A 20,858-nucleotide genomic window follows, 5' to 3' on the forward strand; every position below is an offset into this window, starting at 1 on the left:
TTATTCTCCAGCACCGTTAGTTTGAGTAAAAACAGGAAGCATCAATAAATCTGGGGCAAGCTGTTTACGTGCCACGCGAATTGCTTCTTGCACGTTGCTTGCATAGCTTGAATCGAGTGGTTGCCATTCACGCTGCTGTTGATTCCAAACGCCCATGGTTGAACCATCGCGCGTTTTATAAAGCAACACAGTGCGGCCCATACGCAAGAATTCGACATCTTGGCTTTGCCCATCAACGGTCATTTCGCCGTTATATGCTTCAATGTTGCGGCCGTAATCGGCTTCAATTTGGAAAGCTTCCATCACGCGACGGAACTTCTCAGACACATCCACGTCAGCTCGATCCATCAAATCACGTAAACTAGCAACACGTTCAGCGCGCTCTTCCGGTAAGAATGGCACGTCTAATTCGACGAATTTGGCAAGGCTGTCAATCATGCGCAGCATGAGCGGGGTAATTTGACGCTCCACCACGCTCACTTCATCAATTGAGCTGTTGAGTTCGTCTTTCTCGACTAATTGCGCATCAAGTTGCTTCTGCAGTTGCTGGGTATATACCTCAAGCCCCTGAATTTGGCGGGTGATTTGTTTATATTGCTGAATACGCTCTTGCGTAGAATCAGCAATTTTTTCAACCGTTAATTGAGATGATTTGGCTGCTGCATTGATTTTATCGGCAGCATCAACTACCGGCTCTAGCGACTGCTCTTGCGCAAAAACGGGCGCACTGGCAAAAGCCAGGAGAATCACTGAAGAAATTAAGGAATGCTTCATAACAATACCTTGCGCATCTAATGAATGATGCTGGGCAAGATACTGCAGTTATGTGACAGCTTGGTGACTGTAATGTGTCAGTTATGTGTCATTATGACGGTTTTGTTTGATTTCTGTGACCATCTCGCGCATATCAACCCCACTTGGGTGCTGGAATACGCGTAAACCAAACTCAGGGAGAATGGATATCAGGTGGTCAAAAATATCCGACTGAATGCCTTCGTAGGCAACCCACTCGGTTGTCGCGGTAAAGCAATATACTTCGAGCGGTAACCCGTCCGCCGTCGGATTCAGCTGACGCACCATCATCGTCATCTCTTGGTGAATGTGCTGGTGGTTTTTCAAATACTGCAACACATAGGCTCTAAACGTACCGATATTACTAATACGACGCGTATTAACCGGCTCTTTGCCTTCTTCTTTTAGCTGTTGGTTCCAATCATCAATCTCTTGCTGCTTATTTTTTAAGTAATCTTTTAATAAGCGAAAACGATGGAGCTTTTCTTCTTCGTCTTTTGATAAGAAATGCACACTATTTTGATCGATCATCAGGCTACGTTTAATTCGCCGTCCACCAGACTCTTGCATACCCCGCCAGTTTTTAAACGGATCAGAGATAAAGCGCTTGGTTGGAATAGTTGATATGGTCTTATCCCAGTTCTGCACTTTGACCGTGTGCAAGGCAATATCTTTTACATCGCCGTCGACATTAAGGTTTGGCATTTCAACCCAGTCACCGACCCGGATAATATCATTGGAGGTAATTTGAACACTGGCGACAAGCGATAAGAGCGTATCTTGAAAAACCAACATCAATACTGCGGCCATCGCACCAAGACCTGACAGCAAGATAACCGGCGAACGGTCAATTAAGGCAGCGACAATAAGAATGGCGGCAACAGCGTAAATCGCAATTTTTACAACCTGAATATACCCTTTGATTGGCTTTTCGTGGGCATCAGGCTGTCGTTCATACAAGATATTTACTACTGTCAATACGCCACTAATTGCACGTGCAATGGTTAACACCACAAAAGCATTGCACACATTGCTGACAACAATCGTGAGTTCTTCTGGCAGGTTAGGAACTGAGCTTATGCCATAAGAGATAACAAGGGCTGGTACCACATTAGCTAAACGCGCGATGATGTTGCGTTCAAATAACTGACGATCTTTACCTGCAGGCGTGTAGGACAGTGCTGTCATTGCCCCACGCATGAGTATTTTTTTGACGACAAAATTCGCAATCCACGCTGCAACTAGTAATAAGGCTAATTTGACCATGGTGTCGATGTCGGCATGTTGCGACAACCATTCTTGCCAACTTTCGAGTTGCTCTTGCATGTTTGTTATGACGTCCATCTTTGCTCTTACCTTCAGCCTTTGAAGAGCCCCTAACATAGCCCAACAAGCTGCTTTTCTCAATCTTTCTCATATTGCGAACAAAGTTAATTTACAGTACCTTGTGTGAAAGCTTTCAAGGACTTTCAATGACGACGTCGAGTATTTCAAAATCCCTTCTTACCAACGTACTTTCAGTCTATTTCGTATTGACTCTGATTGTGACGTCGGTGCAAGTTGTGGGGGAATATTACGACACCAAAAATATGTTGGTTCAGGAGCTGCACAATCAACAAAGCACGTTTAGCCATTCTTTGGCGCGCTCGCTGTGGGAATACAATACGCCACAAATTGAAGCCATTGCGGACGGCCTTATCAATATTCCGGCGATAGCAGGATTGGTGATTCGTGATGATACTGGGCGTATTGTTAGCCAACTGGGGCGCACCCCGCCGCTTCGCGCCTTTCCTACTATATCGGCAGATAGTTACGAACTACCCGAGCGCGATGGTGTATTTGGTTACTACTCCAAATTAGTGTTTGAGTTTTCTGGTGATTCAACCCAGGTTGGCGATGTGACACTTTACACCACCCGTGATATTGCCATTCAGCGCATTAAAGTAAGTCTTTACTTCATTATCGGCTCAGCGATTGTCAAAAGTACCTTTTTAATCATGCTGTTTAGCGTGGCGTTTCATCGCATGTTGAATCGCCCCATGCGTGATTTAATCAGTCAAATTCAAAACTTCCGACTCGACGATCTTGAACATTCAAAATTACACATTCGTAGCCTACGAAACACGGAGTTTTTGCTACTTGAGCGTGCTTATAACCAACTGGTCGAGAATCTCAAAGAGTACCAAGAAGATCTTGATAGAGCGCAGAAGCAGCTGTTGCATGTGAATCAAAAGTTGGATGAGCAAAATGGTATTCTCGAGCAAGAAGTGGCACGTAAAACCAGTAATCTCAGTCGCGTTCTGGTTGACTTGGAACGGCAAAAAAATGACCTCGAGTTACGGCAAGACACACTGGAAAACGAAATTCGCCAACGACGTGTGGTTGAAACCGATTTGCGCGAAATTAATACGCGCCTTCAAGAGTCGCTCAGTGCGCTTGAACGCACCCAAGATCAACTGATTGAATCAGAGAAGATGGCTTCTCTCGGTGGTCTCGTTGCCGGTATCACGCACGACGTCAACACCCCAATTGGCATCTCGGTCACGGCGGCAACATATATTCGTGATCAGTTAACCGAAGCCGAAGAAGCGTTGAATAAAAAGGCACTGACCCAAGCACAGCTTACGAAGGTGTTTAAGCTCAGTAAGGAATCGCTCGATTTACTTGAAAGTAACCTAGCTCGTGCATCGGATTTAATCAGCAGCTTTAAACAAGTTGCCGTAGACCAAACTTCTGAAGTAGTTCGCGAAATTAACATTAAAGACTACTTAAACGGTGTGATTCAAACGCTCAATCCGCGCCTAAAACCGTTTAAACCACGCATTCTGATTGAATGCCCTGATGATATTGAAATTCGCTGCCCAGCAGGTGCCTTTGCGCAGATTTTCACAAATTTAATTATCAATTCCTTGATTCACGGCTTTGAAAATAAGCAAGATGGTGAGATTGGCATTACCATTGAGCGCAACGATGACAAACTTGTGATTGATTATCGCGACAATGGGAAAGGTTTGACGCAACAGCAACTCGATCAGTTATTCGATCCGTTTTTCACCACCAAGGTACAACAAGGTGGTAGTGGTTTAGGAACACATATTATTCGAAATCTCGTGACCCAAACCCTCAACGGTACCGTTGAAGCTGAAAGTGAACCGGGACAAGGCTTAACCTACCGCATGACATTAGCGGTAACATTTATCTAATTCATTTCGATATCTCGAAGTTATTAATCAAGGACATAACATGTGGTTTAAGAACTTGCGAATTTATACGCTCGCAGATGATTTTGTTTTACCCGAAAACCTCGAACAACGCCTAAGTGATCATGCTTTCCGTCCATGTGGCCGTCAAGAATTAGCAAGCTTTGGTTGGAGCTCGCCATTCGGTCAACACAGTGACGTTCTATTTCATCAAATTGGTCACGCGTATTTATTTTGTGCGCGAAAAGAAGAAAAAGTATTGCCTGCCGCAGTAGTGAGCGCTGAAGTTGATGAAGTGGTGAATCAAATTGAGGCTGAACAGGGTCGTAAAGTTGCCGGGAAAGAGAAGCAAAACCTTAAAGAAGACATTATTCACCGACTGTTACCGCAAGCATTTACACGGTTTCGACTAACTTGGGGCTTACTTGATACCGATTTGAATATTGTTGTTGTGGATGCGTCCGCTGCAAATCGCGCTGAAGACTTTCTCGGCATGCTTAGAAGCAGTTTTGGTTCTCTGCCAGTCAAACCATTATTTAGCGAGAATCCAAGCGAGCTTTATTTCACGCAGTGGTTAAAAGATGGCAAAGCACCGGGTAACTTCGATTTTGGTGATGAAGTTGAATTACGAGATAACAGTGATGACGGGGGTATCGTCCGTGTGCGTCAACATGCGTTGACAGGTACTGAAATTGAAACTCATCTTGCCCATGGTAAACAAGCGACAAAAATAGGTTTAGACTGGAACGAACGTCTCACTTTTGTGCTAGAACATGATCTAGCAGTAAAACGTTTCAAGCCAACAGACTTATTAGTTGATGAACAAGATAAGCTTGTTGATGCGACCCCAGAACAAAAAATTGATGCTGATTTTGCTCTCTTGGCTGGAGAGATCCGTGCATTTTATCCAGACCTTGTGAGCTTATTTGCCCAAAGGAACGAACAATGATTAAAACAATCCGTTTTCCACTGACTGCACTGGCAGTCAGCCTAACACTGCTCGGATGCAGCCAAGAGCCTGCACCGGTTGAAAAGGCGCAATCCGAAGCTCCGGCTGTTGAATTAGTCGCCGATGCCAAATCACGCCTCGACATCTACTACCCAATGGACTTAACAGCTGATTTAAGCCACCTTTCTGAGCGTCAACGCCATGTGGTTGAACTGTTAATTGAAGCCTCTGAAATCATGGATGACTTATTCTGGCAGCAAGCCTATGGTGCGAGCGCAAGCAGTCTTTTGAATCGCATTAGCGACGAGAACGTGAAGAATTTTGCGGCAATCAATTACGGCCCATGGGATCGTTTAAATAACGACAAGCCATTCTTAACTGGATTTGGTGAGAAGCCAGCCGGTGCCAATTTCTATCCGTCTAATATGACCAAAGAAGAGTTCGAACAAGCCGAATTTGAAGGCAAAATCGACCTTTACACTCTGGTTCGTCGCAACGATCAAGGTGAGCTTTACGCGGTCCCATACAATGAGGCATACCGTACACAGTTAGAGAAAGCTGCAGGGTTATTACGCGAGGCCGCTGAGTTTGCTGAAGACGAAGGTTTCAAAAACTATCTCACCATGCGTGCTGATGCGTTTTTGAGTAATGAATATCAACCTTCTGACTTCGCTTGGATGGATATGACCAACAATGCGATTGACGTGGTGATTGGCCCTATTGAAAGCTATGAAGATCAACTTTATGGCTATCGTGCCGCGTTCGAGTCTTATGTGCTGATTAAAGATCTCGAATGGAGTGAAAAGTTAGCGGTGTATGCGCAGTACTTACCTGAGCTACAACAGAATCTTCCGGTACCAGCTGAGTACAAAGCCGAAGTGCCTGGCGCAGGTGCACAGCTCAATGCTTATGATGTGGTTTATTATGCCGGTCACTCGAATGCCGGAAGTAAGACTATCGCCATCAACTTGCCAAATGACGAAGAAGTGCAGTTACAAAAAGGCACGCGTCGATTACAGCTGAAAAACGCCATGCGCGCGAAGTTCGACGCAATCATGTTACCGATTGCCGACGAACTCATTGTGCCTGAGCAACGCCAGCACATTACCTTTGATGCGTTCTTCGCCAATACCATGTTCCATGAAGTTGCACACGGTCTTGGTATCAAAAACTTGGTTGGCCAATCTGGCACAGTGCGTGAAGCGCTTAAAGAACATGCTTCAGCGCTAGAGGAAGGCAAAGCCGACATTCTAGGTTTGTATATGGTCACTCAGTTGTTAGAAGCTGGCGTGATAACTGAAGGCGTTCTAGAGGATTACTACACCACGTTCTTAGCGGGTATCTTTCGCTCGGTTCGTTTTGGTGCCTCAAGTGCACACGGCAAAGCAAACATGATTCGCTTTAATTACTTTGAACAAGCCGGTGCGTTTTCACGCAACGAGCAAGGTCAGTATTCCGTGAATATGGATGCCATGCGCGCCGCCATGAATAGTTTGTCAGAGAAAATTTTAACCCTTCAAGGTGACGGCGATTACCAAGGTGTTGGCGAACTCTTTGATACCATGGGCAACATTAGTCCGCAGTTACAAGCTGATTTAGATCGCTTGTCGGCTGCCGACATTCCTGTGGATATTACTTTCCGCCAAGGTAAGAGTGTTCTAGGTCTTTAATAGATTGAAGGGAGCCAAGATATTTGGCTCCCTTTTCCTGCCGTTTTGTTCATGATTCACGCGCGCTCAAATTTATTCACAAACCAGTAAAGCGCAGCACTCGGTATTCCTGAAACGAGTGTTAAAACGAACCAAAAAAAACCATTCAATAAATAAATATCCTTACCTGCTCTTCGGGTAGCAAGCGCATTTGAATAAACGGCAATGGCTAATACAACATGAACTGTGGCTGTAAGCAGTAGATAAAAAATACCAAGGCCTGAAGTAAAAGAATGTTCTAAAACCATCTACATTTCCTTTTGCGATTAATTACAACTGTATGAACAAAGATATTTTCCATCGCCTGAATATCTACATGATGTGAAAAATGTATTATTCGTACACACTGTACCTGAAAACTCAACGTTAAAATAAGAACCGTAGTTCTGAAATCCATTAAAACTACTGAGACTTCCGAAATTAAAGTTTCCTGAGAACTCGCTCTCTTCCGTCGGTATTTGATTATTTTCGCAATCGAATGCACTACCCTCTACTACCTCAAATGTATTTCCATCTCCCGATATGATTACATCAGCAACCCCCCCATCGGGAAAGTTTATCGTTTGAGGTAACCCAAATAAACTTCCCTCTACAGAGAGAGAAAAGGCACCTGAACCTGTTGTAAATGTAATGTTCGCTTTGCTTAGGAAGTTATTCCAAGTGTTTATGAATGATTGACTCACCGGATACCATTGAAGCATTTTGTCAAATACATTTTTTCTAAATTGGGAGTCTAATATAAATTCGTAAACTCCTTTATCCGAAGCTTTGCATGATTTCCCGTTGTTTCCCGACGTATAATTCGCTATTTCTCGAAAAACTTTAGATTCCTTCGGTGATGACCCTAGCCCTGAGACACTAACTGACGATATGAGATCGCTCAGCATATTAGGTGATGACTCAAACTCAGCAATTAAATTTCTTCTTGATTCAAAAAACTCCTGAACAGCTAACTTCACATCTTCTCCCGTTTCGAGCCCACTTACGCGCTGCCAACCAAGCTCCATGTCAATGTGGACTCGATACAAAAATAGTTTCTCAGTCTTTAAGTCTATTACATAATGCGAAGATAATTCTCTAAAGGGGTTAATCTTATATGCATTTTCAAGAACTCTAGATTTATGCTCTTCAACTGAACAAGCGTTACACTCTAGTAAATAAGGTGATGCGAGAGCCTCATTTAGTAAAGTCACTGTAAAGGCAATTAGAATAAATAACTTTCTCATTGTTCATTCCTTTTCTTATAATATTGAAAGATCAGACTAAATACTCGTGATGGACATTTCAAATAAATTCACATACCTCATAAATACCTACAATGATCCTTTTAAAACTATAAATTTTCTAACATCACATATTAGCCATCTTTCATGTGAAATTAGCGACATTCCTGTAGATACTACTTTTCGCCAAGTTAATTGCGTACTTGGAGCGTAACCACCAGTCTTAGCTAATGGTCTTGAGTAAAGCACTGCGCACTGGTTCCATTAATATGCTAAATAAGTGAGAGATTTTTATTCAAAGTTTAAATAAAAGTCTCTCGTTATTTGTTTAAAGCCCGCCGTGTATTGCCCTGCTTCGTCGCGAATTACTAGTTTTTCGAACTTCGTAGATTCCGCTTTTGAAGCGCTAATAAACTCCAATAAGATTAAATAAGGTGCTTTTTTCGGGGTGCTCTGAACCTTGTATTGGCGCGCCAATTGCAAGTTCATGGCCGCTAATTCAGAAACAATTGTATCCTGTGCTTGTATTGGTGCAACCACCGCAATTCGACCATTTGGCGCAAGTAACTGAGCGGCCCGTTGTAACCACACTCGCCAAACATCGCCTGTGCCCTGACGTGCCAATTCACGCTCTTTGCTGGCGCTCGCCAGATGGTTGGCGAAGTACGGTGGATTCATGACGATGAGGTCGTACTGATTCTCACGATAAGCCGCGGTTGTGACATCACCTTGTGTGATCATGATTTTGTCGGGCCACGGCGATGCCAACGCATTCTGTTGTGCTTGAATGGCAGCGCGTGCATCGAGTTCAATCGCCTCAATTTTTGCTGATGCCGTGCTTCGTTGCGCCAACATTAATGCAAGAATGCCACAGCCGGTGCCCATATCGAGTATGCGTTGCGCCATATCGACCTCAACCCAAGCTCCGAACAGCAGGCTATCGGTGCTAACTTTCATCGCACATTGGTCATCTTTCAGGTAAAATTGCCGGCATTGAAAGCCCATAGGCTTCTCCGTAAGAAATTTGCGTACTACTTATCCGTAACGACAGGAACTAAGCATGACACCCGATTGGGAACAATTAGAACTGGATGACGAGCTCATCGATGTTCTCAAGGCTGCTGACATTAACAAGCCAGCGAAAGTACAGCAAGCAGTTATTCCGGCAGCTCTGGATGGTCAAGACTTATTAGTCAATTCACCAACAGGTACTGGTAAAACGCTCGCATTTTTATTGCCGGCTATCCAACACCTCTTGGATTTCCCTCGTCGCCAACCTGGTTCAGCACGCATTCTTATTTTGGCACCAACACGCGAACTGGCACAGCAAATTGCTGAACAGGCCGACGCTTTTGGTGAAACAACAGAACTCAAAACGGTACTCATTACCGGCGGCGTAAATTACGGTTCGCAGCATCAGCAACTCCAAGCGAGTCACGATATCTTAGTCGCAACGCCAGGACGTTTGCTTGATTTGATTGGCGCTGACCAATACGAGCTTGAAAACGTTGAATGGCTGGTTATTGATGAAGCTGATCGTATGCTCGACATGGGCTTTAGTAGTGCCGTGAAACAGCTGGTTAATGAAGCGCGTCACCTGAAGCAAACATTACTGTTTTCCGCCACACTTGAGAGTGCTGGGGTGAAGCGGTTCTCTGCCGAAATTCAAAAAGAACCACAGCACATTACTGTGGAGCCGCCGAAGCGCGAGCGCGGTAAAATCTTACAGCGTTGGTATCAAGCCGATACTGCTGAGCACAAGTTGAAGCTGCTTGACCGTGTGTTAGCCGAAAATACTGGACGCCGAATTGTCTTCGTTCGTACCCGTGAGCGCGTTGAAGAACTATCAGGCAAGTTACAGTCGGCAGGTATTAAAACCCTCACGCTGCGGGGCGATATGCCGCAATCAGACCGTCAGCGCATTATTGCGCGCATGGAGAAGTTTGAAGACAGCACCCTGATCGCAACGGATGTGGCTGCTCGCGGTATTGATGTTGAAGATGTTGAGTTAGTGGTGAACTTCGATTTGCCGAAGACGGCCGATGTTTATTTGCACCGAATTGGTCGTACTGGTCGCGCTGGCAAATCTGGTTTAGCTATTGCTTTGGTTGAAGCGCACGACGCTGAATTACTTGGTCGTATTGAACGCTATCAGAAAGTCAAACTTGAACGTCGCGTATTCGACGATTTAAGACCGCAATATAAATTCCCAACGCCGGGAAAAGCCAAGAAGAAAAAGGCCAAGAAAAAAGAAGCGAATAAAAAGAAAGCGAAGTAATTTACTTCGCTTTTTTCTTTTGACGAGATTGGTTGCGGCGAAACCGCCAGTAAGCCCATGCATAATACGTTGAAGCACCTGCAGCATCAGCTACGAGATCGCCAACGCTCGCGCTTCGATACGGTAACATTCCTTGAACCCACTCAATGGCGACACCGTATAAGGTAAGGACAATCAACGCCGCCCAAATTGGTATCGGGAAAGCACGATGAAACGTCAACGCCAACACAAAAAACGCCACAAAATGTACCACCTTGTCAGCATTCTCAAAGCGCGGTACTTGGTTGCTTGATACTTGCATTAAAAATGCTGCAGACAACCCAATCAGTACGATTAAAAATATAAGCCGCGCGATGTTTCTTGACGTCATTTACTATCCTTACTGCTATCGTCTAAATGATTTGGTTTACGTTTTACTTACTTCTTCACCGGCGGCTGATAAACCGCCACGTTCTGATATCCTTGCTCTTGTAGATAAAGCGCCTGCAATTTACTCATAACGCCTTTCTCGCAATACAGTAAATAGGTTTTACTATTATCCAAGTCGGCAAAGGCCGTTGCCAGTTTAAAAAACGGAATATGCCGCACCACAATATCGTCTTTCGGTGCCACAAAAGGCTTATTATCCACTTCATCCTGGCTGCGAATATCGATGATTTCATGAGTCTCGCTTGTGACGCTCTGCACCGCGTCCACTTTTTGCACGCGCTGCTCAGTGGTCTCGCCAATTTGACTCACATCTTCAACGCGCGATTGGCGCACCACGTGCTTAATTAACTCGATATCGAGTTGGCTCTCCGCTTCAGCTAAGGCATCACGCTGTGCTTTTACGGTCGGCTTATTCGAAATGACACCACAATATTCTGGCATACTTCGCGCAAAGTCGGCGGTGCCAATTTGTTGCGCAATGTTAATGATTTCTTGCTTATCCATGGTGATTAATGGGCGCAGTACCAGTTTGTCAGTGGCCTCATCAATCACACTTAAGTTGCTTAAGGTTTGGCTCGAAACCTGACCTAACGCCTCGCCCGTCACAATGGCTGCCGTGTGTAAATTATTAGCGACAATCTCTGCTGCTCGCAGCATTTGACGCTTCAACACCACGCCCATTAAGCCGTTATCAACTTTGGTCAGTATTTCTTCAACCACCGGCGCAAAATCAATGCTAATAAACTTCAACGGATGCGAACTGGCGTACTGTTGCCATAAATAATAGGCCGTTTGCCGAACACCCGTTTCGTGTTGCGCACCACCTAAGTTAAAAAAGCAAAAGTGCACGCGAGCGCCACGGCGAATTAATTGAAAACTGGCCACACTTGAGTCAAAACCGCCAGAGAGTAAGCTCAGCACAGTTTCTTGTGTTGGCAACGGGAAGCCGCCTAAACCTTGCTCTTTGTGACCAAATACTCGAACCACATCATGGTCAATTTCAACGCGAACTTCCACGTCGGGCTTCTTCAAGCTCACCTTACTGCCAGCGCAGTGTTTCAATATGGCGCCACCTAAATAACGCTCTAAATCGAGTGAGCGAAACGGGTGCTCGCCTTTGCGTTTCACTCGAACCGCAAAGCTCTTGCCTGGAATAATATCCTGCCAACACGCCAACACTTCATCCATGATTGGGGTGAAGTCGGTCGGGTCGCCTTCCGGCAGCGGTAACTCGTGCGAACGGCTGAACCAAGAAATACCGGGTATTTTTTGTAAAATCTCACTGACCTGATTCGCATCTTGATGTGCGTCATCGGCCACAACGACTTCAATTCTATCCCAACACCAGATCACCTTGGCGTTTACATCGTTACGTCGCAAGATACTTTTCAGATTATTTACCAGTACCTTGCCATAGCGCTTCCGAACGCCTTTACTTTTAATGGTGATTTCTGCGTGCAATCGAACTATAAATTTCATGAGATTATTTGATGCCGTTACTGTTACTGAGTGTAAAAAGGCGGCATTATACCTGATTTGACCACACTGCGGAATCAAGGTAACTTGTGCGCCATTATTCCACGTAGCTACTGGATACCAAGCCTTATGAGTGATTTGTCATTTGAACAAGCCATGCAACAACTTGAAAAAATTGTTGTGCAGTTAGAACAGGGTGAGTTGCCACTTGAACAAGCGCTTGAGCAATTCGAGCAAGCCGTGAAGCTATCTCGTCTTAGCCAACAAAAATTGCAGCAAGCCGAGCAAAAAGTTAGTCAATTGCTGCAACAGCAAGGGCAAGAAACACTCGCGCCATTTCAATCCAACGCTGAGGATGACGCGTGAACCTAGCGCAACAACTCAACGATACGAAAGAACATATTAATCAGTACCTATCACGCCTGCTGCAAGAACGCGTTGCGATAGCCCCACGCTTGAACGAAGCGATGCACTACGCACTGGTGTTAGGTGGCAAACGTGTGCGACCGTTTCTAACCTTGCATGTTGGTGCGTTATGCGGCGCGGATCAGCATAGCTTAGAGCGCGCAGCTGCAGCGGTAGAATGTATTCATGCTTATTCGTTGGTTCATGACGATTTACCAGCCATGGATAATGATAGCCTGCGACGCGGGCATCCAACCTGTCATATTGCGTTTGACGACGCCACCGCGATTTTAGCCGGTGATGCGCTGCAAACGTTAGCTTTCGAACTATTGAGCAGTCCGGATAAGAAGCTCAACCCAAATCGCCAACTGGAAATGATTCATGTATTGGCCGACGGCAGCGGTGATCGCGGTATGTGCGGCGGTCAGGCGCTTGATTTAGCTGCAACCGGTAACGCCGTGCCAGAATCTGAGCTGGCTCAAGTACATATACATAAAACCGGTGCACTTATTCGTGCCGCGGTACAATTGGGCGTTTTAGCAGGGCATGATGACGCCCAGTCTTATCGCGCGCATTTTGACGCCTTTGCACATTATTTAGGGCTTGCTTTTCAAGTACGCGATGACATTCTGGACGTCATCGGTAATACTGAATCTCTCGGCAAAACCCAAGGCAGCGATATCCAAGCCAACAAAACAACCTATGTTAGTATACTGGGCTTAGAAGGCGCGCAGCAGCGCTTGCACGATTTACACCACAAAGCGCTTCATGCGCTGGGCAAAATTCCTTACAATACCCAATTATTGGAAGCATTCGCAGATCATCTGCTGAACCGGGATCATTAATACATGTCGTTATCTAGTAGTCACTCAGCCGCTTCAACACCGTTGTTGGACAGCATCAATACACCTGCAGACTTACGTTTATTGAACGAACGTCAGTTACCGCAGTTATGTGCAGAAGTGCGCGAGTTTCTATTAAACTCGGTGAGCCAAAGTAGTGGTCACCTTGCTTCAGGCCTAGGCACCGTCGAACTGACCGTTGCGCTTCACTATGTGTATTCGACACCACATGATCAGCTAGTCTGGGACGTTGGCCACCAAGCCTACCCTCATAAAATATTAACCGGTCGCAAAGATCGTTTGCATACCATTCGACAAAAAGACGGGTTACACCCATTCCCTTGGCGTCCTGAAAGTGAATACGATACGCTGAGCGTTGGTCACTCGAGCACATCCATCAGCGCGGCTTTGGGCATGGCTATTGCCGCGCAGCGCAATAACACCCAGCAAAAAGTGGTCTCGATTATTGGCGATGGCGCGATAACCGCAGGTATGGCGTTTGAAGCGCTGAACCACGCCGGTGATATCAAACCCGATATGTTGGTGATTCTGAACGACAACGACATGTCGATTTCTGAGAACGTTGGCGCCCTGAATAATCATTTGGCACGCGTACTTTCCGGAAAAGTGTATACCTCGATTCGCGAAGGTGGCAAAAAGCTACTGCAAGGCATGCCTGGTATTTCGCATCTGGCTAGCCGTGCCGAAGAGCACATGAAAGGCATGGTTGCACCAGGTACCATTTTTGAAGAGCTTGGCTTTAATTACATTGGCCCAATTGATGGGCATGATGTGAACTTGTTGGTTGATACATTGCGCAATATGCGCAGTTTGAAAGGCCCGCAATTTTTGCATATCGTCACGCGCAAAGGGAAAGGCTACGCACCGGCTGAAAACGACCCTATCGGTTACCACGGGGTACCGAAATTTGACCCTTCGCAAACCTCTTTGCCAAGCAAGAAAGCGGCAACGCCATCGTATTCTAAGGTGTTTGGCGATTGGCTCTGCGAGATGGCCGCTATCGATGAAAAACTCATGGCCGTGACGCCAGCAATGCGCGAAGGCTCCGGCATGGTTGAGTTTTCACAGAAGTTTCCGCATCAATATTTTGATGTCGCTATTGCCGAGCAGCACGCAGTCACCTTCGGCGCTGGCTTAGCCATTGGCGGCTACAACCCTGTTGTGGCTATCTATTCGACGTTCTTGCAGCGTGGCTATGACCAGTTGATACATGATGTGGCACTGCAGAATTTACCCGTATTGTTTGCTATTGACCGTGCCGGAATTGTGGGGGCTGATGGCCCAACCCATCAAGGTGCATTTGATATCAGCTATATGCGTTGTGTGCCGAACTTAGTCATTATGACACCAAGCGACGAAAATGAATGTCGTAACATGCTATTTACCGGTCATCTGCATCAAGGCCCAGCAGCGGTTCGTTATCCGCGTGGCAATGGTACTGGTATTGCCATGGATGAGCAGATGCAGAAACTCGAAATTGGTAAAGGACGAATGGTTCGCGAAGGCAAGAAAGTTGCGATATTAAACTTCGGGACACTCTTAAGTGAGGTGATGAGCTGTGCCGAAGGCATCGACGCTAGTGTTGCTGATATGCGCTTCGTAAAACCTCTTGATACCGCATTGATCGATGCTTTAGCGGCAGACCATGACTTACTAGTTAGTGTTGAAGAAAACGTCATCGCAGGTGGTGCTGGTAGCGCGGTCAGTGAATATTTAGCGCAACACGGTAAAACGGCGCAAATGCTTCATATCGGCTTACCTGATGAATTTATTAAGCACGGTAGTCAGGAAGAGATTCGTGCCGAACTCATGCTTGATGCAGCAGGCTTAGAGGCTCAAATCAAGCAGCGCATGGACACCATGTAACACAATGGCGCTGGCCGCTCCGGCCAGCAAGTCATCCACCATAATTCCTGCCCCGCCTTTTAAGTTACGATCACACCAACCGATTGGTCCTGGCTTCACGATGTCAAAAAAGCGAAAGAGCACAAACGCGGCTAGCACATTGTACCAAGTGAATGGCAAAGCAATCATCGCGATCATATAGCCAGCTATTTCATCCCAAACAATGGCCGGATGGTCATGAACGCCCAATGTTCTTGCGGTATAACCACAAATCCATAAACCGGCAACCGCTGCGATAATCGTGATCAGGGTGTATGTTAGCAATCCAGTAAACTGCATCGCGAACACGAATGGAATAGCCGCTAGTGTACCAAATGTACCGGGAGCTTTTGCTGCGAGCCCACTACCAAAACCAAAAGCCAAGCAATGAATGGGATGCAACAATAAACGTTTCATGGATTACTCTGCGGAAGTATCTGCTAAGGGACGGAAATGTTCGAATCCGTAGGGGGTGTCAGGTAGTTGCCAAGGTTCGTCATTATGCAACAACTGAACTACTTCGGCTTCATTCGTGATGCGGCCAATGCAAACTGGTTTACTTGGGCTATGCGCAGTTACTGTATCAAATAAGCCGCGTTGAGCTTCCGGAACGGTGAAAAGTAACTCATAGTCATCGCCGCTGGTTAACGCGTACGCCAACGCTTGCTCTTCTGAAAGACTCTCAGTTAATGCCAGTGAAAGTGGTACTTCATCCACACTTACCCGAGCGCCGACGTGTGATGCCTTCAGAATATGTCGTAAGTCGGCAAGTAAGCCGTCAGATACATCAATTGCGCTGCTGGCGATGCCACGAAGCGATTGCCCTAAAGCAACGCGAGGAGATGGAAAATAAAGACGCTCAGTGAGTTTACGTTGGTAATCTGGATTCAATTGCTGCCGATGCTGACGCGCAGCTAAAGCCAACCCTGCGTCGCCGAATGTACCGCTCACATAAATCCAATCGCCTGGTTTTGCGCCACTGCGGCGCAATGCTTTACCCGTTGGCACGAATCCATGAGCAGTCACCGTTACTGACAAAGGCCCCTGCGTTGTATCACCACCAATCAATTGGCAATTGTAATAATCGCAAATTTCGCGCAAACCGTGGGCAAAACCAGTTAACCACTCTTCGTTAATTTCAGGCAAGGTAATGGCAAGACTAATCCAAGCGGGTTCAGCGCCCATTGCGGCTAAATCGCTCAGATTAACTGCCACAACTTTATGACCTAAGGCGCGGGCTGGTGTTTCGCGATCAAAGTGAACGCCTTCAACCATGGTATCGGTGACAATCACTAGCTCACTGTTTTCTGGAACTCGTGCAATTGCACCGTCATCGCCAATACCTAAGTCAACGTCATCACGCTGAGGTAGACGATGCGTGAAATAGGTTTCAATAAGATCAAACTCGCCAAAGGCCATAGTGATAACGCTTACTGTCGTGCAGCACGTAATGAATCAATGGCTTTATCAAGAACTCCGTTAACAAAACGATGACTGTCATCGGCACCAAACGCTTTCGCCAACTCAATCGCTTCGTTTATCGCCACTTTATAAGGAACATCGAGACGCTCACGTAATTCGTAAGCGGCCAGGCGCAACACCGCTCGCTCAACCTGATCGAGATCTTTTAACGGGCGATCCAAAAATGGTTCAAGAACCTCATCCAACGTTGATGACTGCCCAGCAACACCACGTACTAACGCCAGAAAGTAATCAACGTCCACTTTACTGGTGTCGTTGTCAGTTAAGAACTGGGCTTCGATATCGCTCATGCTGTTCTGCGACAATTGCCATGAGTAAATAGCCTGAACGGCAAGTTTTCTTGCCTTACGGCGTGCAGCTGGTTTCATGAATAACTCTCTTAAATTTGACTCAGAACGTTAACCATTTCGAGTGCACTTAGTGCGGCCTCAGAGCCTTTATTTCCGGCTTTGGTACCGCTACGCTCAATGGCTTGTTCAATGCTGTCGGTAGTAATGATGCCAAATGCCACCGGAACTTCATGCTCTAGCGCAACACGACCTAAGCCACTATTGCTTTCACCTGCAACGAAATCAAAGTGTGGTGTACCGCCACGAATGACCGCGCCAATCGCGATAATCGCATCGTATTTACCTGATTTCGCAAGCTTCTTCGCTGTTAACGGTATCTCGTAAGCGCCAGGAACCCGCACCACTGTAATATCGTCGGCGTTCACTTGACCATAGTGCTTAAGCGTGGTTAAAGCGCCTTCAAGCAGGCTATCAACGACAAAGTGATTAAACCGAGAAACAACAATCGCAAACTTTTTACCTGGGGCGGCAATTCCGCCTTCAATTACGTTCATGGTTGGATCCTTTTCTAAAAATCGGCGGGATAATAGCACAATTTTGCCAATCAGGCATGTTCTGGATATTTTCCTACGGCGTGGGCAACGGCTGCTTTTACTCGCTGTAATTCTTCGTCAATGTTTCCAGTGATCATAAACGCCGGCGTTATTTCGACGACTTTTCTGGAAAAATCGAGTGCGATAGGAACCACAGGTACCTGCGCTGCTTGCGCTATGTGAAGAAAGCCTTTCTTCCACTCGTTTACTTTCTTGCGCGTGCCCTCTGGTGAGAGGGCAAGAATTAATTCATCGCGCTGTTGAAACTGCGCAACCATTTGTTCGACCACACCACTCGCTGCACGTCTATCGACAGGAATACCACCTAACCAGCGCAGTAACCCATTCACCGGAAAACGAAAGATAGTGTGCTTACCGAGGTAACTTAAATTAAGGCCTAGCGCTAACATCGCAAATACCCCAATAAAGAAATCCCAGTTCGACGTGTGCGGTGCCACAGGAATGATGGCTTTCTTAACTTGTGGCAGGTCGCCAACTACGCGCCAGCCACCCAGCAGACGTAAGCCGACTCGTCCTACCCAACGACTAAAGGCATTCCCGCGTAACGGAAATGCCCCTTTTATGTGGTCAGGTATCGACGCTGAATGAGCTGTTGTCATTAGTTGTTACTGAGTTAACGCTTCTTGAATTGCTTCAAGCTTAAGTTTAATTCGACGAATGTTATCTGGACCAGTACGCAACATTTGTTTTTGTGCTGCTGGCAGAGCTTCAAGTGTCGGATCGGCATAACGATACATCACACTATCATCATTTAACTCAATAACCGTTCCAACCGACGGCGTTTCAAGTAACACGTTGATGGCTTCTAACAGCATTTCGTTCGGATCTTGGTCAGGATAACCGATTTCTCCAAGTGCCTGTTTAACGAGCGGCTGATAGCGTTCAAACAGCGACACGAGTACTTCAGTATCGAGACTTACAAACCAATCAACCATAGGGTTGTAGCGATCATAACTACGCGGGTCGATATAAATTTTGCCGTTTTGCTCAAGCACTCGAAACGCTGCCGTCGGACCGGCGATAACTGCTTTCTCTCGAATCACTAAGCCTTGGCGTAAGTTATCAACAAACACGACTGTATCGCGAATTAGTTGTTGACCAGTAATTGGCTCTACGTTCTGTTCTGCGGCCTTAAGTTCGTCTAACACCGCGCTTGTGCTTTCTGCCATCTCGGGCAACGGTTGTTCTGGCTCAGCTTCTGGCTCAGGCTCTAATTCGACCGTTTCACTAATTTCAGGAATTGGCTCATCTAGCTCCGTTGACTCTTTCGGATCGGGCTCAGGTTGCGGCTCTTTTGATTCCTGAGCCGTTGGTGCAGGTTGTTTGATCTCTGGTTTTTGAGCACTTTCTTGTTGCTTTGCAAGATAGAACACCACCGCAATAGCTATCGCTAGCAAAACAATAACACTGATAATCAGCTTGCCTTTGTGCGTAGACGTTGTCGCTGCTGGTGATGGATCTTGCCCAAAATCTCTCATTGCTTGCCCCTTGCTCGATTATTTTTGATCGCGCTCAGCGCGATAAAAAACCAATTCCGTATCGTTCGACTCATCGGCATTAAAGCGATAGCCTCCTGCATTGAACTGGCGCAATTCAGTCACGGACTTCGGTTGTTCGGTCATAATAAAGCGTGCCATCATGCCTCGCGCTTTCTTAGCCCAGAAACTAATCACCTTAAATTCTCCGTTCTTCTCATCCTTGAAAACAGGCGTTACGACTTGTGCATTTAAGCGTTTTGGTTGCACACTCGAAAAGTATTCTTGTGACGCCAAATTAACCACAAGCTCCGAATCAATGGCTTCCAAATCTTCATTGAGCATGTCAGTAATTTCATCACGCCAAAACTCATACAAATTGTGCCCGCGAGCCGTATCGAGTTTCGTACCCATTTCCAGACGGTAAGGTTGCATTAAGTCCAATGGTCTCAATACACCATATAGACCAGACAATATGCGTAAATGTTCCTGAGCATAGGCAATTGCATCGACTGATAATTTTTCAGCGGCCAATCCGCTATATACATCACCGTCAAATGCATAAATAGCAGGACGCGCATTATCTTTAGTAAATGGGGTATGCCACTCGGCAAACCGAGCGGCATTTAACCCCGCCAACTTGTCACTAATCTTCATCAGTTGACTGAGTTGCTGTGGAGACAACGCTTGGCATCGATCGACTAACTCTTGCGCCCGCTCGAGCATACGCGGTTGCGTGTACTCTTCGGTTGGCAATGGGCTGTCGTAATCCAAGTTCTTTGCTGGTGAAATAACTACAAGCATTGTTTTCTCCACGGTTGAGAAGAATTATCCCTATGGTAGCGGGTCTAAATCTTCACCTTCTTTTTCAACTTCTGGTGGCATTAAATCTTCACGACTTACGCCTAACGCTAGCGCAAGTGAGCTGGCAATATAAACCGATGAATAAGTACCAATAATCACACCGAATAGTAACGCGGTAGCAAAACCATGAATCAACTGACCGCCTAAGAAAAACAGCGCAATTAAAACAAGGATTGTAGTTAATGACGTGACTACGGTTCGGCTCATGGTATCAGTTAGGGCACCGTCAATCGTTTCCTCTGAGGTGCCTTTATGGTACTTACGAAAGTTTTCCCGAACTCGGTCACAAACAACCACGGTATCGTTAATTGAGTAACCAATAACCGCCAACAATGCTGCCAATACCGTTAAGTCAAACTCTAGACCAAGAACTGAAAATAGCCCAAGCGTGATAATCACATCGTGTGCAAGAGCGCCAACAGCACCCAAGGCCAAGCGCCATTCAAAGCGCAGAGCAATGTAGATAAGAATACAGAGCAACGCTGTTAGCATCGCCAATCCGCCCTGCTCAGTCAGCTCATCACCTACTTGCGGACCGACAAACTCGATGCGACGCATCTCAACTTGCCCATCAGAATCCGACTGCAACAAGGCAAGAATTTCGTTTCCTAGCTCCTGCGCTTTAACCCCTTCGCGCGGTTCAATACGAATCAATACGTCTTGCTGGGTACCAAAGTTCTGCACCACCGCACCGCCAAAGCCGTTAGCATCAAGGGTTTTACGAACCGCAGGTAAATCGGCTGCAGTTTCATAACCGACTTCAATAACCGTGCCGCCAGTAAAATCGAGGCCCCAATTAAGCTGGTTGACACTCAAACTAACAATTGAAGCAACAATCAATAAACCACTAATTAGCCACGCAACCATGCGATAGCGCATGAATGGGATGGTTTTATCTGTTTTAATAATTTCGTGCATAGCTGTC

Annotated in this window: 22 protein-coding genes; 7 read left to right on the forward strand and 15 right to left on the reverse strand. The window is 46.2% G+C overall.

The genetic code is table 11. The annotated features are described in order from the left end of the window. Together CWI76_RS10310 and CWI76_RS10315 are read right to left on the reverse strand one after the other, a co-directional pair. A complete protein-coding gene (locus tag CWI76_RS10310; protein ID WP_126760275.1) occupies positions 1-774 on the reverse strand; it encodes a DUF3450 domain-containing protein in 774 nt (257 codons plus the stop codon). An 81-nt stretch (positions 775-855) separates the two neighbouring features. Beyond that, positions 856-2,136 (reverse strand): mechanosensitive ion channel family protein, encoded by a 1,281-nt coding sequence (locus tag CWI76_RS10315; protein WP_241968016.1) that lies wholly within the window; start codon positions 2,134-2,136, stop codon positions 856-858. Positions 2,137-2,264: 128 nt separating this feature from the next. Here CWI76_RS10315 and CWI76_RS10320 point away from each other — a divergent pair, with 128 nt between their 5' ends. The 3 genes from CWI76_RS10320 to CWI76_RS10330 are packed head-to-tail and all read left to right on the forward strand — an operon-like array spanning position 2,265 to position 6,611. Continuing rightward, positions 2,265-3,995: a sensor histidine kinase gene (locus CWI76_RS10320; protein WP_126760276.1), complete on the forward strand. Its 1,731-nt coding sequence runs from the start codon at positions 2,265-2,267 to the stop codon at positions 3,993-3,995. A 40-nt stretch (positions 3,996-4,035) separates the two neighbouring features. Then, complete coding sequence (gene rdgC / locus CWI76_RS10325; RefSeq protein ID WP_126760277.1) at positions 4,036-4,941, forward strand: recombination-associated protein RdgC; 906 nt, start codon at positions 4,036-4,038, stop codon at positions 4,939-4,941. Next, a complete protein-coding gene (locus tag CWI76_RS10330; RefSeq protein WP_126760278.1) occupies positions 4,938-6,611 on the forward strand; it encodes a dipeptidyl-peptidase 3 family protein in 1,674 nt (557 codons plus the stop codon). Before rdgC ends, CWI76_RS10330 begins: the two co-directional genes overlap by 4 nt. A gap of 56 nt (positions 6,612-6,667) precedes the next feature. On the opposite strand, the gene CWI76_RS10335 is transcribed toward CWI76_RS10330, so the two are convergent. The 3 genes from CWI76_RS10335 to CWI76_RS10345 form a co-directional block, all read right to left on the reverse strand. Then, positions 6,668-6,898: a hypothetical protein gene (locus CWI76_RS10335; protein ID WP_126760279.1), complete on the reverse strand. Its 231-nt coding sequence runs from the start codon at positions 6,896-6,898 to the stop codon at positions 6,668-6,670. Between the two features lie 18 nt (positions 6,899-6,916). After that, a complete protein-coding gene (locus CWI76_RS10340; RefSeq protein WP_126760280.1) occupies positions 6,917-7,876 on the reverse strand; it encodes a hypothetical protein in 960 nt (319 codons plus the stop codon). A gap of 288 nt (positions 7,877-8,164) precedes the next feature. Then, positions 8,165-8,878, reverse strand: a complete 714-nt coding sequence (locus CWI76_RS10345; RefSeq protein ID WP_126760281.1) for a tRNA1(Val) (adenine(37)-N6)-methyltransferase — start codon at positions 8,876-8,878, stop codon at positions 8,165-8,167. Positions 8,879-8,933: 55 nt separating this feature from the next. Here CWI76_RS10345 and srmB point away from each other — a divergent pair, with 55 nt between their 5' ends. Beyond that, entirely contained in the window at positions 8,934-10,151 is a 1,218-nt protein-coding gene (gene srmB / locus CWI76_RS10350; protein WP_126760282.1) for an ATP-dependent RNA helicase SrmB, read from the forward strand. Between the two features lies 1 nt (position 10,152). Here the strand turns inward: srmB and CWI76_RS10355 are convergent, their stop codons facing one another. Beyond that, the gene (locus tag CWI76_RS10355; RefSeq protein WP_241968017.1) at positions 10,153-10,521 is read right to left on the reverse strand and encodes a VanZ family protein; all 369 of its coding nucleotides are present in this window, start codon (positions 10,519-10,521) and stop codon (positions 10,153-10,155) included. A 47-nt stretch (positions 10,522-10,568) separates the two neighbouring features. Then, entirely contained in the window at positions 10,569-12,059 is a 1,491-nt protein-coding gene (thiI, locus tag CWI76_RS10360) for a tRNA uracil 4-sulfurtransferase ThiI (RefSeq protein ID WP_126760283.1), read from the reverse strand. 126 nt (positions 12,060-12,185) lie between these two features. Between thiI and CWI76_RS10365 the strand changes: the two genes are divergently transcribed. Genes CWI76_RS10365 through dxs form a run of 3 tightly spaced genes read left to right on the forward strand, consistent with a single transcriptional unit; the run spans position 12,186 to position 15,190 of the window. Further along, positions 12,186-12,422 (forward strand): exodeoxyribonuclease VII small subunit, encoded by a 237-nt coding sequence (locus CWI76_RS10365; RefSeq protein WP_126760284.1) that lies wholly within the window; start codon positions 12,186-12,188, stop codon positions 12,420-12,422. Beyond that, entirely contained in the window at positions 12,419-13,306 is an 888-nt protein-coding gene (gene ispA / locus CWI76_RS10370; protein WP_126760285.1) for a (2E,6E)-farnesyl diphosphate synthase, read from the forward strand. Before CWI76_RS10365 ends, ispA begins: the two co-directional genes overlap by 4 nt. A gap of 3 nt (positions 13,307-13,309) precedes the next feature. Then, positions 13,310-15,190 carry a 1-deoxy-D-xylulose-5-phosphate synthase gene (gene dxs / locus CWI76_RS10375; protein WP_126760286.1) on the forward strand — a complete coding sequence of 627 codons (1,881 nt, stop codon included), beginning with the start codon at positions 13,310-13,312 and terminating at the stop codon, positions 15,188-15,190. On the opposite strand, the gene CWI76_RS10380 is transcribed toward dxs, so the two are convergent. Genes CWI76_RS10380 through secF form a run of 8 tightly spaced genes read right to left on the reverse strand, consistent with a single transcriptional unit; the run spans position 15,152 to position 20,851 of the window. Then, a complete protein-coding gene (locus CWI76_RS10380) occupies positions 15,152-15,625 on the reverse strand; it encodes a phosphatidylglycerophosphatase A family protein (protein ID WP_126760287.1) in 474 nt (157 codons plus the stop codon). The genes dxs and CWI76_RS10380 overlap by 39 nt on opposite strands. A 3-nt stretch (positions 15,626-15,628) precedes the next feature. Beyond that, the gene (gene thiL / locus CWI76_RS10385) at positions 15,629-16,627 is read right to left on the reverse strand and encodes a thiamine-phosphate kinase (RefSeq protein ID WP_126760288.1); all 999 of its coding nucleotides are present in this window, start codon (positions 16,625-16,627) and stop codon (positions 15,629-15,631) included. An 11-nt stretch (positions 16,628-16,638) separates the two neighbouring features. Then, the gene (gene nusB, locus CWI76_RS10390; protein WP_126760289.1) at positions 16,639-17,058 is read right to left on the reverse strand and encodes a transcription antitermination factor NusB; all 420 of its coding nucleotides are present in this window, start codon (positions 17,056-17,058) and stop codon (positions 16,639-16,641) included. A gap of 11 nt (positions 17,059-17,069) precedes the next feature. Next, positions 17,070-17,534 (reverse strand): 6,7-dimethyl-8-ribityllumazine synthase, encoded by a 465-nt coding sequence (gene ribH, locus CWI76_RS10395; RefSeq protein WP_126760290.1) that lies wholly within the window; start codon positions 17,532-17,534, stop codon positions 17,070-17,072. A 50-nt stretch (positions 17,535-17,584) separates the two neighbouring features. Further along, on the reverse strand, positions 17,585-18,193 hold the full coding sequence (locus CWI76_RS10400) for a lysophospholipid acyltransferase family protein (protein WP_126760291.1): 609 nt from the start codon (positions 18,191-18,193) through the stop codon (positions 17,585-17,587). Positions 18,194-18,199: 6 nt separating this feature from the next. After that, positions 18,200-19,072 carry a DUF3014 domain-containing protein gene (locus CWI76_RS10405; RefSeq protein ID WP_126760292.1) on the reverse strand — a complete coding sequence of 291 codons (873 nt, stop codon included), beginning with the start codon at positions 19,070-19,072 and terminating at the stop codon, positions 18,200-18,202. Between the two features lie 18 nt (positions 19,073-19,090). Then, a complete protein-coding gene (gene yaaA / locus CWI76_RS10410) occupies positions 19,091-19,873 on the reverse strand; it encodes a peroxide stress protein YaaA (RefSeq protein ID WP_126760293.1) in 783 nt (260 codons plus the stop codon). Between the two features lie 30 nt (positions 19,874-19,903). Then, positions 19,904-20,851, reverse strand: coding sequence for a protein translocase subunit SecF (secF, locus tag CWI76_RS10415; RefSeq protein ID WP_126760294.1), 948 nt, complete (start codon positions 20,849-20,851; stop codon positions 19,904-19,906). Between the last annotated feature and the right edge of the window lie 7 nt (positions 20,852-20,858).

Source organism: Pseudidiomarina marina (genome assembly GCF_003987045.1).
Lineage (GTDB): Bacteria > Pseudomonadota > Gammaproteobacteria > Enterobacterales > Alteromonadaceae > Pseudidiomarina > Pseudidiomarina marina.

What these genes read in the sequence shown, in the direction of transcription:
- CWI76_RS10320 (WP_126760276.1), top strand. Translation starts at nt 2,265, where the DNA reads ATGACGACGTCGAGTATTTCAAAATCCCTTCTTACCAACGTACTTTCA.
- dxs (WP_126760286.1), top strand. Translation starts at nt 13,310, where the DNA reads ATGTCGTTATCTAGTAGTCACTCAGCCGCTTCAACACCGTTGTTGGAC.
- CWI76_RS10355 (WP_241968017.1), bottom strand. Translation starts at nt 10,521, where the DNA reads ATGACGTCAAGAAACATCGCGCGGCTTATATTTTTAATCGTACTGATT.
- secF (WP_126760294.1), bottom strand. Translation starts at nt 20,851, where the DNA reads ATGCACGAAATTATTAAAACAGATAAAACCATCCCATTCATGCGCTAT.
- CWI76_RS10365 (WP_126760284.1), top strand. Translation starts at nt 12,186, where the DNA reads ATGAGTGATTTGTCATTTGAACAAGCCATGCAACAACTTGAAAAAATT.
- thiI (WP_126760283.1), bottom strand. Translation starts at nt 12,059, where the DNA reads ATGAAATTTATAGTTCGATTGCACGCAGAAATCACCATTAAAAGTAAA.
- CWI76_RS10335 (WP_126760279.1), bottom strand. Translation starts at nt 6,898, where the DNA reads ATGGTTTTAGAACATTCTTTTACTTCAGGCCTTGGTATTTTTTATCTA.
- CWI76_RS10345 (WP_126760281.1), bottom strand. Translation starts at nt 8,878, where the DNA reads ATGGGCTTTCAATGCCGGCAATTTTACCTGAAAGATGACCAATGTGCG.
- CWI76_RS10330 (WP_126760278.1), top strand. Translation starts at nt 4,938, where the DNA reads ATGATTAAAACAATCCGTTTTCCACTGACTGCACTGGCAGTCAGCCTA.
- CWI76_RS10380 (WP_126760287.1), bottom strand. Translation starts at nt 15,625, where the DNA reads ATGAAACGTTTATTGTTGCATCCCATTCATTGCTTGGCTTTTGGTTTT.
- rdgC (WP_126760277.1), top strand. Translation starts at nt 4,036, where the DNA reads ATGTGGTTTAAGAACTTGCGAATTTATACGCTCGCAGATGATTTTGTT.
- CWI76_RS10315 (WP_241968016.1), bottom strand. Translation starts at nt 2,136, where the DNA reads ATGGACGTCATAACAAACATGCAAGAGCAACTCGAAAGTTGGCAAGAA.
- nusB (WP_126760289.1), bottom strand. Translation starts at nt 17,058, where the DNA reads ATGAAACCAGCTGCACGCCGTAAGGCAAGAAAACTTGCCGTTCAGGCT.
- thiL (WP_126760288.1), bottom strand. Translation starts at nt 16,627, where the DNA reads ATGGCCTTTGGCGAGTTTGATCTTATTGAAACCTATTTCACGCATCGT.
- CWI76_RS10310 (WP_126760275.1), bottom strand. Translation starts at nt 774, where the DNA reads ATGAAGCATTCCTTAATTTCTTCAGTGATTCTCCTGGCTTTTGCCAGT.
- CWI76_RS10400 (WP_126760291.1), bottom strand. Translation starts at nt 18,193, where the DNA reads ATGACAACAGCTCATTCAGCGTCGATACCTGACCACATAAAAGGGGCA.
- ribH (WP_126760290.1), bottom strand. Translation starts at nt 17,534, where the DNA reads ATGAACGTAATTGAAGGCGGAATTGCCGCCCCAGGTAAAAAGTTTGCG.
- CWI76_RS10340 (WP_126760280.1), bottom strand. Translation starts at nt 7,876, where the DNA reads ATGAGAAAGTTATTTATTCTAATTGCCTTTACAGTGACTTTACTAAAT.
- CWI76_RS10405 (WP_126760292.1), bottom strand. Translation starts at nt 19,072, where the DNA reads ATGAGAGATTTTGGGCAAGATCCATCACCAGCAGCGACAACGTCTACG.
- yaaA (WP_126760293.1), bottom strand. Translation starts at nt 19,873, where the DNA reads ATGCTTGTAGTTATTTCACCAGCAAAGAACTTGGATTACGACAGCCCA.
- srmB (WP_126760282.1), top strand. Translation starts at nt 8,934, where the DNA reads ATGACACCCGATTGGGAACAATTAGAACTGGATGACGAGCTCATCGAT.